The organism is Paenibacillus artemisiicola, from assembly GCF_017652985.1.
Taxonomy (GTDB): domain Bacteria; phylum Bacillota; class Bacilli; order Paenibacillales; family Paenibacillaceae; genus Paenibacillus_Z; species Paenibacillus_Z artemisiicola.
Genome location: NZ_JAGGDJ010000079.1, coordinates 1 through 14,979 on the forward strand (window position 1 = coordinate 1; position 14,979 = coordinate 14,979).

Sequence of the window (14,979 nt, forward strand, 5' to 3'; positions counted from 1 at the left end):
CACGGCGGCCGTCGCGAGCCCGGCCGGCTCGTTCGCGCGCATCCGGACGACGGCGATCTATCCCGGCGCCGAGACCGCGGGCATCGGCCGGCGCGGGTTCGAGGCGTTCGTCGGCGGCCGCGGCAACGGCTGCCTGCGCGCCAAGGGCTACATGCCGTACGGCAAGGACGGCGCCATGATGCTGTTCCAGCTCGCGGGCAAGCGGATGGAATGGTCGCCGAGCACGTACGACGGCGCGCCGTACTTCGTCATGATCGGCATCGACCTCGACGAAGCCAAGATCCGGCAGGAATGGGAGCGGCTCGCGCGCAAATAAAGCGGTTCGTACCGCGTCCGAAGCCCCTTTCGCCGCCCGCTTCCCGTTAGCCCGGTAACGCGCCGCGCCCGTAATCGACATCGCGTCGCGGTCATCCGCGGCCGCCTCCCGGGACCCTTCGCCTATCGCCCAAGGCCAGCCGCCGGCTGGCCTTTTCCCTCGTGCCCGCCCTGCCGCGCCGAATCAATTGCGCGTTCGGGGGAGGAAATCGCGGCCGCGCATGGAACTACTTAAAAAAGCTCACATCCAGCGACGCACGAAGGAAGGTAACGCAAGCCATGCCGGTCAATCTCGCTTATTTTCTGTTTTTCTACGCGTTTTTCTACATGGGCAACGCCGTTTACGGCACGTTCATCCCGCTGTATTTCCAGCACGTCGGCTTCACGCAATCGCAAATCGGCACGCTGCTCGGCCTCGGCCCGCTCATCGCGATTCTCGCCCAGCCGATCTGGGGCTTGTTCAGCGACCGCGCGAAAACCAAAAACAGCATCCTGCTCCTGCTGCTCGCCTGCACCGGGCTGTCGGTGCTGCTGTACCCGCTGACGAACCAGTTCGCGCTGCTGCTCGCGTTCATCTGCGTGTTCACGTTTTTCCAGTCCTCGATCTTCGCGCTCAGCGACGCCGTGACGCTGGAGGCGCTGGACAAGCGGGGACGGGGCAACTTCAGCCTCATCCGGCTCGGCGGCACGGTCGGCTTCGCGATCATGTCGATCCTCTTCGGGATCATCGCCGACAAGCGCATCGATCTCCTGTTCGGCGTCTATGCGGCGATCATCGCGATCTGCTTCCTGCTCGCGATGCGCTTCCCGACAATCGAAGGGCATCAGGCCGGAAGCAAAAAAATGTCGGTGCGGGTGCTGTTCAAAAACCGCAAGCTGATGCTCTACATCGGCGCGAACTTCGTCTTCCAGGTCACCCTGGGTTATTACTACGCGTTCTTCCCGCTCTACTTCAAGGAAATGGGCGGCGACAGCGCCTGGCTCGGCTGGTCGATGGTCATCTCGTCCCTCAGCGAAGTGCCGTTCCTGCTGCTCTCGAGCCGGATCTTCCAGCGGATCCGGACATGGCATATCCTCCTCGGCGCCGGCGCGGCCGCGGCGCTGCGGTGGTACCTGTTCTCGGCGATCCACGATCCGTTCTGGCTGCTGCCGTCCCAAGCGCTGCACGGCCTGATCTTCATCGTGCTGACCGTGACGCTGGCGAACGTCATCAACAAGGAAGTGCCAAGCGAGCTGAAGGCCAGCGGGCAGACGCTGAACGGCCTGCTTACCCTCGGCGTCGCGCGCATCATCGGCAGCCTGGTCGGCGGCGTGGCGAGCGAGGCGTACGGCATGCGCAGCGTGTTCCTGTACAACTCGGTGCTCGCCGTCGTCTGCGTTATCGTGTTCGCGATCGTCTTCACGGTGCAGCAAAACAAAGAGGCCGCCCTGCTGAAGCGCGGCGCCAACGCTGGCGGCTGAGGCAAGCGGTCGGGGCAAGCGGTCGAGGCTGAGGCATTCCGCTAAAGCAGGCCAGGCAAGCTGGCCAAGCCGCGCCCGACGCGCCATCCGAACAGCGCGCCTGCCGGACAGCGCCGTCCGGGCGTGCCGCGCCTCATCCACCAAAGGCTTAACCCGTCAATCAACGCCAAAAAAACCTCCGTGCCCCGTTAGGGCGTCCGGAGGTTTTTTGGATGGCAACCGCTTGCTTCCGCGCATGCCTTAGCCTCTCAGCCGGCGGTAAAGGACGTACGAATACGCGACCGGAATGAGCGACGTCGCGAGGATGGCCGCCAGGAACAGGACGATCGGCGCCGTCCCTTCGAAGAACGCGGCGACGAGCGCGACGAGGCCGCCGAGCATCATGAGCGGCCCGCCGATCCGGTGGGTCTTCCGCCACACTTCCTCGTTCGCGAGCGTCCACGGCGTGCGGATGCCGAACATGTAATTGTGCCGCACCTGCGTCATGTAATTGCCCATGACGGCGAACAGCAAGCCGACGGCCGCGAGGACGATCTTGCGCATGTCGACGTCGTAGCCGAGGTTGTAGGCGACCATCGCCCATCCCGCCGCGCCGAGCAGCAGCGTAATGCCGAAGCGGCTTACCTCGAACGCCTTGCCGAAGCTTTGGAAGTTCGCCCGCTTCGGATCGAGGCTCCGCCGGATGCGCAGCAGCAGCGGCACGAAGCCGAGCAGCGCCAGCACGAGGACGGCCGCGCCTTTGCCCATCGTCCCGTTCACTTCGTTGTCCGGCCCGAAATGCGTCGCCATCGTGTCCGGAAGCCGGTTATACAGCAGCAGCGCGCCGATCGCCGGCGACAGCCCGATCAGCAAATACAGCGCTTCGCGTTTATTTCTCATCGTCATGCCCCTTCCCTTCTTTCCCCAGTATGCCGAACATCCATCCGATCACGTCCTCCACGACGGTCGTATGCAGCGAATAAATGATGCTCTGGCCCTGCCGTTCGTCCAGCACGAGACCCGCCTGCTTCAACAGATTCAGATGGTGGGAAATGCTGGGCTTGCTGATATGGAAATGGTCGGCCACCTCGCCGGCGCTCATGCTCCGGTCCCGCAGCAGCCGCAGGATTTGCCGCCGGGTCGGGTCGGCCAGCGCCTTGAACGCGTCGTTCAACGGATCGTCCTCCTTCGCGCTTCCTCGCTCGCGCGCGCTTCCAAGCCAAGCGCTTTTAATTAAAGATTTAGAACATTATCTAAATATCTAAATCCATAGTACCGCCCGTCGGCCGCCGCTGTCAACGGGCATTCGCCCGAACCGGATGCGAACGGGTCCGGCGCGGAGGCGGCAAACGCCAAAGAACCGCAGCCCCGTCCGGCGACGGAACTGCGGCCCTTGGCCCCGGCTTAGAAGCCGAAATACGTCTTCGCGTTCGCGTAGCTGACGCCCTGCACGAGCTCCCGCAGCAGCTCGGGATCGTCCGGCGCTTCGCCCTGCTCGACCCACTCGCCGACCAAATTGCAGAAAATGCGGCGGAAATATTCGTGCCTCGTGTAGGACAGGAAGCTTCGCGAGTCCGTCAGCATGCCGACGAAGCGCGGCAGCAGCCCCATGTTGCCGAGCGATCGCAGCTGCGCCAGCATGCCGTCCTTCGTGTCGTTGAACCACCAGGCGGAGCCGAGCTGGATTTTGCCGGGGATGCCGCCGCCTTGGAAGCTGCCGATGAGCGCCGCCAGCACGTCGTTGTCCGTCGGGTTGATGGAATACAGAATCGTGCGGGGCAGCCGGTCGTGCTCGTCCAGCCGGTCGAGCAGGCGCGCGAGCGGCGCCGCCACCGCGCCGTCGCCGATGGAATCGAAGCCCGTGTCCGGCCCGAGCTCCGCGAACCGGCGCGCATTGTTGTTGCGGTGCGCGTTGATATGATACTGCATCGCCCAGCCGAGCTCCGCGTAAAGCCGGCCCAGGAACAGCAGCGTGTACGTCTTGTACTTCCGCTCTTCCTCCGGCGTCACCCCGTCGCCGCTCAGCGCCTTCTCGTAGATCAGCGCCGCTTCCTCGTGCGTCGTCTCGGCCCACGGCACGTAATCGAGCGCATGGTCGGACACGCGGCCGCCGACGGCATGGAAGTACCGTGCCCGCGACTCCAGCGCGTGCAGCAGATCGTCGTAGGACGACAGCTTGCGCCCCGCCGCCTCGCCGAGCTTCTCGAGATAGCCGAGGAACGCCGGGCGGTTGATCTCGAGCGCCTTGTCCGGGCGGAAGGAAGGCAGCACGCGGAAGCCGAGCTCCGGCGCCTGCGCCGCGAGCAGGACGTGGTGCTCCAACGAATCCGCCGGATCGTCCGTCGTGCAGATGACTTCGACGCCCGCGCCGCGGATGAGATCCTGCACGGAGAAGCCGCCGCCCCGCAGCTTGGCGTTCGCCTTCTCCCAGATGACCGGGGCGTTCCGTTCGTTGATCAGCTCGTCGATGCCGAACAGGCGCCGAAGCTCCAGATGCGACCAGTGGTACAGCGGATTGCCGAGCGTCATCGGCACGGTGCGGGCATAGGCGAGGAAACGGTCGTAATCGCCGACGCCTTCGCCGCCGGTGATGTATTTCTCCTCCACGCCGTTCGCGCGCATCGCCCGCCATTTGTAATGATCGCCGTAGAGCCAGACCTCCGTCAGGTTGTCGTAACGGCGGTTCTCGTAGATCTCCTGCTGGCTCAGGTGGCAGTGGTAATCGATGATCGGCATGGCGGCCGCGTAGTCGCGGTACAGCCGTTTGGCGGTTTCGGTTTGCAGTAAAAAGTCATCGTCCATGAACGCTTTCATAAACAGGCGGACACCGTCCTTTATGGGGGATTCCCTTCCAGCATAGCGCAACATTTGCGCGGAATCGCGGCTTTTCTTGCCGAATCCGTTCCGCTTTCGCTTATCTTGCGCTACAATCGAGCTAACCAGATCGGAGGCGGAGCCATGAAGCTCATCCCGGACAAGCCGTTCACGTACGGCCACGAAGACGGCGACTTCTACATCCAGCAGGTTCGCCGGACGAAGCCGTTCGGGCGGACGAATCACGATCATCCCACGTACGAAATCTATTACTTGGCCGCGGGCGAACGGGTCCACTTCCTCGACCGGCGGACCGTCCGGCTGACGGCCGGCGACCTCGTGCTCGTCAACAAGCACGTCGTCCATAACGCGTCGGATCTCGGCCCGCCGGAGCATGAGCGGATCGTCGTCAATTTCAGCGATGCCTTCCTCGGCGCGGGTCACCCGCTTCACGATCCGCTGCTGTTCGCGCCGTTCGCGCGGCAGGCCGCCGTGCTGCGGCTGGGCGCGCAGGAACGCGCCTTCGCGGAGCAGCTGTTCGCCAAAATGGTCGCGGAAGCCGCGCACGAACGCCCCGGCCGCGAGGTGTACCTCCGGCTGCTGCTCGCCGAGCTGCTGCTGCTCGCCGCCCGGCATCCCGCGGACGAGCCGAAGGACGTAGTCGCCGCGCAAAGCCCGCTCCAGCGGAAGATCGCCGAGGTCGTCGCGCACGTGAACGCCAGCTACGAGACGAAGCTGACGCTTGCCGGGCTCGCCGGGCGGTTCTTCGTCAGTCCGTACTACCTGAGCCGGTCCTTCCGGGCGGTCACCGGCTTCACGCTCATCGAATACGTGAACCTGACGCGCATCCGCGAAGCCCGGCGGCTCCTTCGGGAGACGGACTTCAAAATCATCGCGGTCGCCGAGCGGACCGGCTTCGAAAGCGCCGGCCATTTTGACCGCGTGTTCAAGAAGCTGACGGGCACGACGCCGCACTTGTACCGGAAGCTGAACCGGCTGTAGGCCGAAGGGGCATCGGCAAGGGAGCGGCGCGGTCATCGATGTCAGATTAGATGACATTGGAACTAGCCAAGGGGAACGGATTGCGCTATACTGCTTACAAAAGCCAATCGAAAACGAGGTGCATCTCCCGTGAATCCGCGTCTGCTCGTCATCGTCAGCCTCTTCTTCATCGGCTACGGCATCATCGATATCCTGTTCGTAAACTACCTGCTCGGCGTCCTGCTCCTGCTGGTCGGCGCCTGGATGAACTTCAGCGCCTACAAGAAGCGCAAGGCCGCCCGGGCGGCGAAGGAATAACGCCGCGCCGGCGAGCGCGAATAAAGAAGCAGCCTCCGTCATCGGGGGCTGCTTCTTTCGGCTTTGGCGGCGTCTCGCTCCGCCCGTCCGCGCGCCGTTATTGCAGCAGCCGAAGCATCTGCACGACCGGCCGCCCGTCGCCGGTCAGCCGGATTTCCCGGCTGCGCAGCTGGGAAGAGCCGTCGCCGTCGAGGAAGATGCCGCCCGCGAGCCGGCCCGCTCCGACGGTCTCGACGATCGCGGAGCGGAACTCGGCCAGCGTGCCCTTCGTCGTGCTGACGACGAGGTACAGCGTGCCGGCGTCGTCGTACACCGCCGCCGAACGAAGCCGGGCCTCGTCGATATTCGGCGCCCGCTCGGCTTCCGCCCGCGCCCGCCATTCGCCGTCCCGGCCCAGGCTCATGCTGATGCCGCCCTGCGCCCAGAAGCGGGAGCGGTCGCTGACGCGAAGCTCCGCCATGCGGCCGACGGTCTGCACGCTCAGCCGATCCGCCGCGCCGTCCCAGACGAGCGTGCCTCGTACGTATTTGGCGTTGACGTCGCCCGCGCCGTAGCTGCCCGGCGCCGCGTTGACGGGCACGCCGTCGGCGACCGCGATGCTGAGCAGCGCCTCCTCGTAGAAGAACCCGCCGTTCACGCCGTAATACGGGCCGGCCGCCACGTTGGCATGGACCGCGGCCGGGCGGACGTTGCCCGGCCGCGTCGCCATGTAATGCAGCGCCATGCCGTTCGAGGCGGCCGTCTCGCCGTAAACGTAGCCGCGCGGCATGTTCGTTTCGTCGTCGTTCGGCTGCCCGCCGAACGGACCGATGAACAGGAACAGCGCGGCCCCGAGCAGGAACGCGAGCGCCAGTCCGCCTCAGAGCAGCGGCAGGAGCAGCGCTTGGCGGTTCATGCGGGCGGGCGCGAGACCCCTTTCGCCGCCGGCGTCGGCGCCGGCGCCGGCCGCGCGATCGCGGAAGCCGTCATTCATGCCATCCACTTATACCGGCGCCGACAAATGCCAGCACACGCCCGCGGGATCGATCAGGTGCAACTCGCGCTTGCCCCACGGATACGCCTGCGGCGCCTTCGCCCGCATCGGATAGTCCCCGCTCCGCTGCAGCTCGTCGATGCGCGCCCACCACGCGTCCAGATCGTCGACCGCCAGCTCCAGCATGTAATTCTCTTGAAACGCCTGATCATGAAAGTTCTGCAGGAAAAACTCCTGGTCCCCGATCCGGTACACGGCGAGCGATTCGTCGCCGTACCGCTTCTCGAAGCCCAGCGCCTCGAAGAAGCGCTGCGCGAGCCCGAAGTCGGCGCCCGCCGGCACGAACGGCCGCAGCTTGAACGCGCTCACGGCGCCACCTCCTCGCGGGATGCCCACAAGCCGGCGAACCAGTCGAACGACAGCTCGCCCGAAATCTCGTGATCGCCCTCGAAGCGGTCGTACGCGAGAGCCGGACCGGCGCCCAGCAGCGCGTACGCCGCCTTCAGCTTGCCGTGCGCCTCGTCGACGGCGCGCAGCGGGAAGATCGGATCGCGCGAGCCCGCTTCGATCAAGAGCGGCCGGGGCGCAATCAGCGCGAGCAGGTCGGGCATCTCCGCGAGCCGCGCCAGCCCCGGCACGAAATTATCGATGCAGTGCGGAATGGCAAGGATGCTCGCTTGAAATGTATTGGCGTAGCCGCTGACGACGACGGCTCCGATCCGCTCGTCGATCGCCGCCGCGAACGAAGCGACCAGTCCGCCGCCGGAGATGCCCATGGCGCCGATCCGCGCCGGGTCCACGTCGCCGCGCGCCAAGACGTAGTCCAAGCACCGCAGCGTCTCGTATACGCGATGGCCCGCCATCGTCTGCCCCAGCATGAGCAGGTTCGTGGACAGCCGGTGGCACGAGTCGCCCCGGTCGGCGTCCTCGGCGAGCTTGCGGTCGCCGAAGCCGAGCAGCTCGGGCACGACCACGAGATGGCCGCGGCGGACGAGCTCGACCGCGAAATTCTTCTGGTAGCCGGGATCCCCGGTCTTCGCCGTGCCGTCGGGATTCAGCGCGACGAGGTCGCGGCTCCCGTATCCGTGGCCGTGCAGCGCGATGACCGCGCCCCGCTCGCGGCGATACGCCTTCGGCTTCAGCACGTACATCGGCAGCGCGAGATTTCCGTACGTGGCGATGCCGATTCTCTCGCGCGTGTAATCGCCGCAATCCGCGGCTTCAAGCAGGACCGGCGCCGGTTCGCGCCGGTTCGCCGGCTCGGCGAGCAGCTCCGCGAACTTGGCGCGCAGCCGCGCCTGCCACGCCCGCCATTCCTCCGTCGTCCGGGCCTCGAATGCCTCGGCCGGCCGGACATCGTCCAGCAGTTGCTTCAAATAATCGTCCGGATGCCACATGTCCCGTCTCCTCCTCTGCCTTTGAAAACGCTGTAACGCACTCTGAACCTTGTTCGCCTCCGGCCGCCGATCTCCTTCCGTGCCGCAAAATAAAACGACCCGTCCCGGACGCATTGCGCGCGCCGGATCGGGTCGTGATGATCCTATCCAATTTGCCTCAGCCTATTTACCCGAGCCTAATTGAGCCGAGCTTATTCGAGCCGAGCCTATTTGAACTGAGCCTATTTGGACTGAGCCTTTCCAGCCTATCCGATCTTCCCCGACCCAAAACCCGCTTATTTCACGGTCTTGTTGTACGTGTCGATCTTCTCCGTGATGGCCTTCGCCGCGTCGTCGAGCGCCTGCTTCGGATCTTTCTGGCCGCCGAACGCTTCTTCGATCGCGCCTTCCACCGTTTGGCGCGCTTCCGGGAATACGCCCATGACCGCGCCTTGCGTCGCCGGGATCAGCTTCGTGGCGTGCAGCTGGTCGACGGCCGTTTGGAATTGCGGGTACGCCGCCATGTTGTCCTTGACGATCTGCTCGTCGTACGCCTTCTTCGTGATCGGGAAGTAGCCCGTGTTGATATGCCATTTCGCTTGCGTGTCCGGCTGCGCCAGAAACTTGATGAACTCCCAAGCGGCTTTTTGCTCTTCGGCCGGCTTGTTGTTCATGATCCACAGGCTCGCGCCGCCGACGACGACGCCGCCTTCCGTCGCGCCGTCCGGCTTCGGCAGGAACGACGTGCCGACTTCGAACTTGCCTTTCGCGCCGTCGACGATGCCGCGCAGCGAGGCCGTGGAGTCGAGCGTCATGCCGATTTGGCCCGCCAGGAACGCCTTCTTCGTGTCGTCCGTCTTGCGGCCGAGGTTCAGCGCGACCTTGCTGTCGATCAGATCCTTCCACCAGGACAGCGTCTTCACGCCCGCGTCGCTCGCCACGAGCGATTCCGTCGCCGTGTCCGTGCGGCCGTTGCCGTTATTGACGTATTCCGCCCCTTGGTTCGCGAAGAACTGCTCCATGAACCAGCCGTAGATGGCGAACGAAGCGCCCGTCTTGCCGTCCTTCGTCAGCGCTTTGGCGGCGTTCTTCACTTCTTCGTACGTCTTCGGCGGGTTCTCCGGATCGAGGCCGGCCGCTTTGAACATGTCCTTGTTGTAGTAGAGGATCGGGTTCGACGTATTGAACGGCATGGAGTACAGCTTGTTGTTGAACGTATAGTAGCCGAGAATGTTCTCTTCCAAGTTCGACACGTCGTAGTTGTCCGCGTCGATGAAGTCTTGGACCGGCGTGATGGCTTTCGAGTCGACCATGAATTTGGAGCCGATTTCGTAGACTTGGATCAGCGACGGGCCCGACTTGGAATCGAGGGACGCTTTCATCTTGTTCAGGCTGTCGTCGTACGTGCCTTGGTAGACGGCTTCGACTTTAATGTCGGGATGCGATGCGTTGAAATCGGACACGAGCTGGTTGACCGCGTCGCCGAGCTCGCCGCTCATGGAATGCCACCACGTAACCTTGATCGGCTCCTTCTGCTGGTTCGCGGACGCGTTGGCGTTCGCGCCGTTCGCCGCGCCGTCCGTGCCGGCCGCGGCGTTCGCGTTCGTTTGGTTCGCGGCGTTCGTCTGGTTAGCCGTATTCGCGTTCGCGTTATTGCCGGCATTGTTGCTGCCGCAGGCGGCCAGCATAGCCATCAGGCCGGCCATTGCCAGCGGTACCCCCGCTTGTTTCCATGCTTTCATTCTCGTTTCTCACTCCCGTAGTTTACTTTTTTATATGGATGCACGTCCGAAGACGATTCCCCCGATGTCATAACGCTTGAGGCCGGTCGGCCTCAGCCCTTGACAGCGCCGGCGGTCAAGCCGCGCACGAGCTGCTTCAAGCCCAGCACGAGCAGCAGCAGCGACGGCAGCAGCACGAGCGTGACGCCCGCGAGCACCAGGTTCCACACGGTGACTTCCTGGAACTGCAGCATGCTGATGCCGATTTGCACCGTCCGCTTCGCGTCGCTGTTCGTGATCAGCAGCGGCCACAGGTACATGTTCCACGCGCCGAGGAAGGCGTAGACCGACAGGGAGGCCAGCGCCGGACGCGACAGCGGCAGCACGACGATCAGAAAATGCCGGACGTGGCCGCAGCCGTCGATCCGCGCCGCCTCGAACAGCTCGCGGGGCAGCTGCATGAAAAACTGCCGCAGCAGAAACACGCCGAAGCCGGAAGCGACGAAGGGAATGATCAGCCCCTGGTACGTATCGAGCCAGCCCCAGGATTTGATCGTGAGGTAGTTCGGAATGATCGTCACTTCCCACGGAATCATCATCGTCGAGACGAAGGCCGCGAACCAGAACGACCGGCCGCGGAACGCCACGTAGACGAACGCGTAGGCCGCCATGCTGGCGGTCAGGACCTGGCCGATCATGACGAGCACCGAGATGCCGAAGCTGTTGAGCAGGAACGTGTCGAGCGGCACGAGCTCCAGCACCTTCTGGAAGCTGCCGAGGTACAGATGGGACGGGAACATTTTCGGCGGATATTGCGCCGATTCGTCCGACGTCATGAACGAAGCGAGCACGGTATACACGACGGGATACACCACGGCGATGGCGAAGACGATCAAAATCGCGTACTGCGCCAGGCGGCGAAGCATCCGGGGAGCCAGCGTCATCGTCGTCAATGGTAGTGCACCTTCCTCTCGAAGCGGAATTGAAGGAACGTCAGCAGCATGATGATGGCGAAGAGCACCAGCGACATCGCGCTGCCCGTGCCGAATTGGTAGTTGATGAACGCTTCCTTGTAGATCGAGTAGACGAACACTTCCGTCGAGCCCGCCGGGCCGCCCTTGGTCAGGATGTTCATCTGGCCGAAGGACTGGAACGCGCTCATCACGGACACGACGGACAGGAAGAACAGCGTCGGCGACACGAGCGGCATGATGATCTGGAAGAACGTGCGGAACGGGCCGGACCCGTCGATGCGCGCGCTGTCGAAGATATCGTCGGCGATGCCCTGCAGGCCGCTCAGCAGCACGATGTACTGGAAGCCGGAATTCATCCACACGGTCATGATCGAGACGGAGACGAGCGCCCAGGCCGGATCGGTCAGCCACTGCACCGGAGAGAGTCCGATCTTGGTCAGAAAATAGTTCAGCGTGCCGGTCGTCGGGTGGAACAGCATCATCCAGATGACGGAGGACGTACTGACCGAGAGCGCCACCGGCAGGGAGAAGACGAACCGGAACGTCCGCATGCCGCGCAGCTTGCCGAAGGTCAGCGCCGCAAGCAGCAGCGCCAGCAGGAGGCCGGTCGGCACCGTCAGCGCCGTGAATTTCAGCGTGACGAGCAGGCTGTTCCAGAAGGCGTCCGAGCGGAACAGCGAGCCGAAATTATCGAGTCCGACGAAGGCGGCCACCCGGCCGCGCGGATCCGTCAGAAAGAAGCTCAAGTAGATCGATTTCAGGAGCGGATAAAACAAAAAGATCGCGAACAGCACCAGCGACGGCGCGATGAACAAGTAGCCGACCGCGTTTTCTTTCGCCATGGCCGAGAACAGGCGCCCCGCCCGGCGCGTCCGGACGTCCGGGCGCGCGGCCGCAAGACCCGCTTCCGTCGAATTCATCAACCATCCACCCTTTCAACTGTATTTCTCCTGATTAGGATAAGCCCCCCGTATTAGAACGGTGTTTTCCGAATTTAAAGAATTAGTAACCCAAAACCGCTATGGATGGAATGTGGCAAATAAAATGCAAACGTTCATGAAAATTTGAACAATACGCTTTCATTTCAGATGCACCGGTGCTTCGAGCAGCGTAAAACAACGCAAAAAAGCAGCCGGCATAATGCCGGCTGCTTTTTCTTTCATCGTTCAGATGAAGGCCTCATTCTTAATCATTCAATATTTCTAGAATTTACTTATTCGGCTTCCACGTGATAAGCGGCCTTCAGGTCGGCCAATCCTTTGGCGGCCACCTGCGCTGCCGTCTGCCCGCCGAAATCGGCGATGAACAGCTCCAGCGACAGGAAGCCGCGGTAGCCCGCGCCGTACAGCAGCCGCGCGAGCTCGGACGTCGGAGCCACGCCTTCGCCCGGGAATACGCGGTCTGCGTCCGTTATCGTCTCCCGCGGCGGCTCGGCCGGGTAGTCGTTGACATGGTAGATGCCGATTTGGCTGCCATCCAGCCGCTTCAGATCGTCCAGGCTGCTGCCGCCCGTGTACATGTGGAACGGGTCGAGGAGCAGCTTCGCGCCTTCCGCGCCGCTCGCCTCGGCCACCTCGATCGCCTGGTCGAGCCGGAACAGCGCGCGGGCGCGGCCCCAAAATTCCAAATACACGTCGATGCCGATTTCGCGGCCCAGCGCGGCCAAGCGTGCGTAGTGACGTGCCATGTCGGCCGGCGGCACGTCCGCCACGTCGCCGAACGGCGGCGCCGCCACGGCGACGCAGCCGATCTCGGCCAGCATGCGCATCTCGCGCTCGGCTTGGGCGAAGCCTTCCTCCCGGACCGCATCGTCGCGGTCGGCCCATTTGAAGAACGCGATGGCGTTCGCGAAGACGATGCCGGCTTGCTCCAAGCACGCGCGGAGCCCGGCGGCCGTACCGCCGTTTTGCAAGTAGGCTTCGATGTCCTTCACCCATAATTCGATGCCCTCGTAGCCGGCCTCGGCCGCGACGCGCACCTGCTCCGTCACGTCCAGCCCGAACGGAAACAGCGTCGATGCGTTAAGCGATGCTTTGAATGGAAACACGATGTCTTCTCCTCCTCTAGCTAATCGGCGAGGCTTCCGCGAACGGCACGGGCAGCGCCCGGCCGTCCCGGCTGCTCTGCAGCGCCAATTCGATCAATTGAATGGCCAGCCGCGCTTCCTCCGGCTTCACTTCCAGCTCCGCCTGTCCGTTGATATGCTCCATCACGTTGCGGTAATAGTCCATGTAAGAGCCGGGGATCGTCTCGACGACGCCTTCCACGCGGAGTCCGCCGACCGCGGTGTTCAGCTTGCCCCACTGCTCGCGCGGCTCCTTGCCCCAGCCGCGGACCGCCGACGGCTGCGCGCCGCCGATGAGCGCCTGCTCCTGCGGGTCGATGCCGTATTTGACGAACGCGCCCTTCGTGCCGTACAGCGCGTAGCGCGGCAGCGGCTCGCGGATGAACTTGGACGATTTCAGCCGCAGCTTGAACCCGCTGTCGTACTGCAGCACGACGTCGAAATAATCGTGCGCCGTCGCGTTCGCCCGCTGCATCCGGACGTCGCCCGCGATCGAGGCCGGCGCGCCGAACAGGCGCAGCGCCTGATCCAGCAGGTGGACGCCGAGGTCGTAGAACACGCCCGTGCCCGGCTCGCTGCCTTCGCGCCAATTCGTGGAACGCAGCACGGGATCGAAGCCGTCCCAGCGGAACTCGGCTTCCATCAGCTCGCCGAGCAGCTCCTGGCGCAGCAGCTCGCGCAGCGTCAGGAAATCGCCGTCGAAGCGGCGGTTATGGAAGACCGACAGCACTTTGCCCTGCTCCCTGGCCAGCCGGATAAGCTCGTCCGCCTCCTTGGCGGTCGGCGTGAACGGCTTCTCGACGACGACGTGCTTGCCGGCGAGCAGCGCGTCCCGGACGAACGTGAAATGGTCCGTGCTCGGCGTCGTGACGACCACGAGGTCGATCGCGTCGTCCGCGTACAGATCGGCCGCGTCGTGGACGACTTCCACCCACGGGTAGCGCGCCTTGGACTTGGCGCTGCGGCGCTCGACGACCTTCGTCAGCTCCAGGCCCGGCACGGACGTGATCACCGGCGCGTGAAAGACGCTGCCGGCAAAGCCGTACCCTACCAGGCCGACGCGTACGGCTCCGCTCATGGCGCGACGACCCCCATTCCGGTCAGATTGCGGTAGCTGATCGCGATGCTCTCGAACGCCGGCCGGCGGCAGGCGTCCTGCTCCACGACCAGCCACTCCGTGCCGATCTCTTCCGCCGCCTTCAGAATCTCGGCGAAATTCAAGACGCCTTCGCCCACTTCCGCGAAGAACCGCTCTTCGCCCGGCTCCATGTCCTTCACGTGCAGCACCGGGCAGCGTCCCTTCAGCTTGCGCAAGTACTGCGCCGGGTCTTCGCCGCCCTTCTGCGCCCAGTACACGTCCAGCTCCAGCTTGACGAGCTCGGGATCGGTCGCCGCCAGCAAAATATCGAGCGCCGACTCGCCGTCGAACTGCCGGAACTCCCAGTCGTGGTTATGGTACAGAAACTGCACGCCGCGCGCCTTCGCCGCCGCCCCGACGGCGTTGAACTTCTCCGCCGCTTCCAGGACGGCCTCGCGGGAATCGAAGCGGTACGACATCGCCACGTATTTGGCGCCGAACAGCGCCAGGAAATCGATCAGCTGGTCCAGGCCGTCCGTCAGCTGCTCCAGGCCGGCATGGCAGCCCATGACCTGCAGGCCGATGCGGTCGAAATGCGCCTTCATCTCGTCGATCGTGATGCCTTCCGGCGGCGGTCCCGCCTCGACGGCCCGGTAGCCGATCTCGGCCACCTTCGTGAAGCTGCCGAGGAAATCTTGCTTCAGTTCTTCGCGAATCGTGTAGGGCTGCAGCGCAATCGGAAATTTCATGACTCTCGCAACCTTTCGGATTGGGATGGGAACGTATATGAGGGGCAAATGCTTCCGATGTGGTGATTGCTGACGGCTTCGCCGATTATCGCATTCACCTGGCCTATGCTTCCGATGTGGTGATTGCTGACGGCTTCGCCGATTATCGCATTCACCTGGCCTATGCTTCCGATGT

General features: G+C 63.9%; 17 protein-coding genes. 4 read left to right on the forward strand and 13 right to left on the reverse strand.

What is annotated here, in order from left to right; genetic code table 11:
• Window positions 1-316 (forward strand): GTP-binding protein (locus I8J29_RS32185; RefSeq protein ID WP_208851364.1); only part of this gene is annotated, 316 nt, incomplete at its 5' end.
• A 278-nt stretch (window positions 317-594) separates the two neighbouring features.
• Window positions 595-1,776 carry an MFS transporter gene (locus tag I8J29_RS32190; protein WP_208851365.1) on the forward strand — a complete coding sequence of 394 codons (1,182 nt, stop codon included), beginning with the start codon at window positions 595-597 and terminating at the stop codon, window positions 1,774-1,776.
• Window positions 1,777-2,016: 240 nt separating this feature from the next.
• Here I8J29_RS32190 and I8J29_RS32195 read toward each other — a convergent pair whose 3' ends face one another.
• From I8J29_RS32195 to uxaC, 3 genes are all read right to left on the reverse strand, one after another.
• The gene (locus I8J29_RS32195; RefSeq protein WP_208851366.1) at window positions 2,017-2,661 is read right to left on the reverse strand and encodes an SdpI family protein; all 645 of its coding nucleotides are present in this window, start codon (window positions 2,659-2,661) and stop codon (window positions 2,017-2,019) included.
• Window positions 2,645-2,929, reverse strand: coding sequence for an autorepressor SdpR family transcription factor (locus I8J29_RS32200; RefSeq protein ID WP_208851367.1), 285 nt, complete (start codon window positions 2,927-2,929; stop codon window positions 2,645-2,647). The genes I8J29_RS32195 and I8J29_RS32200 overlap by 17 nt, the downstream gene beginning before the upstream one ends.
• 230 nt (window positions 2,930-3,159) lie before the next feature.
• A complete protein-coding gene (gene uxaC / locus I8J29_RS32205; RefSeq protein WP_208851368.1) occupies window positions 3,160-4,569 on the reverse strand; it encodes a glucuronate isomerase in 1,410 nt (469 codons plus the stop codon).
• Between the two features lie 144 nt (window positions 4,570-4,713).
• On the opposite strand from uxaC, the gene I8J29_RS32210 reads away from it, so the two are divergent.
• Together I8J29_RS32210 and I8J29_RS32215 are read left to right on the forward strand one after the other, a co-directional pair.
• Window positions 4,714-5,571, forward strand: coding sequence for a helix-turn-helix transcriptional regulator (locus tag I8J29_RS32210; RefSeq protein WP_208851369.1), 858 nt, complete (start codon window positions 4,714-4,716; stop codon window positions 5,569-5,571).
• 129 nt (window positions 5,572-5,700) lie between these two features.
• Window positions 5,701-5,868 carry a hypothetical protein gene (locus I8J29_RS32215; RefSeq protein WP_208851370.1) on the forward strand — a complete coding sequence of 56 codons (168 nt, stop codon included), beginning with the start codon at window positions 5,701-5,703 and terminating at the stop codon, window positions 5,866-5,868.
• Between the two features lie 97 nt (window positions 5,869-5,965).
• On the opposite strand, the gene I8J29_RS32220 is transcribed toward I8J29_RS32215, so the two are convergent.
• From I8J29_RS32220 to I8J29_RS32260, 10 genes are all read right to left on the reverse strand, one after another.
• Window positions 5,966-6,637 (reverse strand): phosphodiester glycosidase family protein, encoded by a 672-nt coding sequence (locus tag I8J29_RS32220; protein WP_208851371.1) that lies wholly within the window; start codon window positions 6,635-6,637, stop codon window positions 5,966-5,968.
• A 90-nt stretch (window positions 6,638-6,727) separates the two neighbouring features.
• Complete coding sequence (locus tag I8J29_RS34350) at window positions 6,728-6,850, reverse strand: hypothetical protein (protein ID WP_276316369.1); 123 nt, start codon at window positions 6,848-6,850, stop codon at window positions 6,728-6,730.
• A complete protein-coding gene (locus tag I8J29_RS32225; RefSeq protein ID WP_208851372.1) occupies window positions 6,851-7,210 on the reverse strand; it encodes a VOC family protein in 360 nt (119 codons plus the stop codon).
• Window positions 7,207-8,238 (reverse strand): alpha/beta hydrolase family protein, encoded by a 1,032-nt coding sequence (locus I8J29_RS32230; RefSeq protein ID WP_208851373.1) that lies wholly within the window; start codon window positions 8,236-8,238, stop codon window positions 7,207-7,209. Before I8J29_RS32230 ends, I8J29_RS32225 begins: the two co-directional genes overlap by 4 nt.
• Before the next feature lie 275 nt (window positions 8,239-8,513).
• Window positions 8,514-9,959 carry an ABC transporter substrate-binding protein gene (locus I8J29_RS32235; protein ID WP_208851374.1) on the reverse strand — a complete coding sequence of 482 codons (1,446 nt, stop codon included), beginning with the start codon at window positions 9,957-9,959 and terminating at the stop codon, window positions 8,514-8,516.
• A 92-nt stretch (window positions 9,960-10,051) separates the two neighbouring features.
• Window positions 10,052-10,864: a carbohydrate ABC transporter permease gene (locus tag I8J29_RS32240; RefSeq protein WP_208851379.1), complete on the reverse strand. Its 813-nt coding sequence runs from the start codon at window positions 10,862-10,864 to the stop codon at window positions 10,052-10,054.
• A gap of 23 nt (window positions 10,865-10,887) precedes the next feature.
• Window positions 10,888-11,832, reverse strand: a complete 945-nt coding sequence (locus tag I8J29_RS32245; RefSeq protein ID WP_208851375.1) for a carbohydrate ABC transporter permease — start codon at window positions 11,830-11,832, stop codon at window positions 10,888-10,890.
• A gap of 293 nt (window positions 11,833-12,125) precedes the next feature.
• Window positions 12,126-12,959, reverse strand: coding sequence for a sugar phosphate isomerase/epimerase family protein (locus tag I8J29_RS32250; protein WP_208851376.1), 834 nt, complete (start codon window positions 12,957-12,959; stop codon window positions 12,126-12,128).
• Between the two features lie 16 nt (window positions 12,960-12,975).
• Window positions 12,976-14,055, reverse strand: coding sequence for an oxidoreductase (locus tag I8J29_RS32255; protein WP_208851377.1), 1,080 nt, complete (start codon window positions 14,053-14,055; stop codon window positions 12,976-12,978).
• Window positions 14,052-14,804 carry a sugar phosphate isomerase/epimerase family protein gene (locus I8J29_RS32260; protein ID WP_208851378.1) on the reverse strand — a complete coding sequence of 251 codons (753 nt, stop codon included), beginning with the start codon at window positions 14,802-14,804 and terminating at the stop codon, window positions 14,052-14,054. Before I8J29_RS32260 ends, I8J29_RS32255 begins: the two co-directional genes overlap by 4 nt.
• Window positions 14,805-14,979 lie beyond the last annotated feature (175 nt).

Excerpts from the sequence above, each read along its gene's own strand:
- I8J29_RS32190 (WP_208851365.1), top strand. The coding sequence starts at position 595 with ATGCCGGTCAATCTCGCTTATTTTCTGTTTTTCTACGCGTTTTTCTAC.
- I8J29_RS32195 (WP_208851366.1), bottom strand. The coding sequence starts at position 2,661 with ATGACGATGAGAAATAAACGCGAAGCGCTGTATTTGCTGATCGGGCTG.
- uxaC (WP_208851368.1), bottom strand. The coding sequence starts at position 4,569 with ATGAAAGCGTTCATGGACGATGACTTTTTACTGCAAACCGAAACCGCC.
- I8J29_RS32210 (WP_208851369.1), top strand. The coding sequence starts at position 4,714 with ATGAAGCTCATCCCGGACAAGCCGTTCACGTACGGCCACGAAGACGGC.
- I8J29_RS32220 (WP_208851371.1), bottom strand. The coding sequence starts at position 6,637 with ATGCCGCGCGGCTACGTTTACGGCGAGACGGCCGCCTCGAACGGCATG.
- I8J29_RS32230 (WP_208851373.1), bottom strand. The coding sequence starts at position 8,238 with ATGTGGCATCCGGACGATTATTTGAAGCAACTGCTGGACGATGTCCGG.
- I8J29_RS32235 (WP_208851374.1), bottom strand. The coding sequence starts at position 9,959 with ATGAAAGCATGGAAACAAGCGGGGGTACCGCTGGCAATGGCCGGCCTG.
- I8J29_RS32240 (WP_208851379.1), bottom strand. The coding sequence starts at position 10,864 with ATGCTTCGCCGCCTGGCGCAGTACGCGATTTTGATCGTCTTCGCCATC.
- I8J29_RS32245 (WP_208851375.1), bottom strand. The coding sequence starts at position 11,832 with ATGAATTCGACGGAAGCGGGTCTTGCGGCCGCGCGCCCGGACGTCCGG.
- I8J29_RS32255 (WP_208851377.1), bottom strand. The coding sequence starts at position 14,055 with ATGAGCGGAGCCGTACGCGTCGGCCTGGTAGGGTACGGCTTTGCCGGC.
- I8J29_RS32260 (WP_208851378.1), bottom strand. The coding sequence starts at position 14,804 with ATGAAATTTCCGATTGCGCTGCAGCCCTACACGATTCGCGAAGAACTG.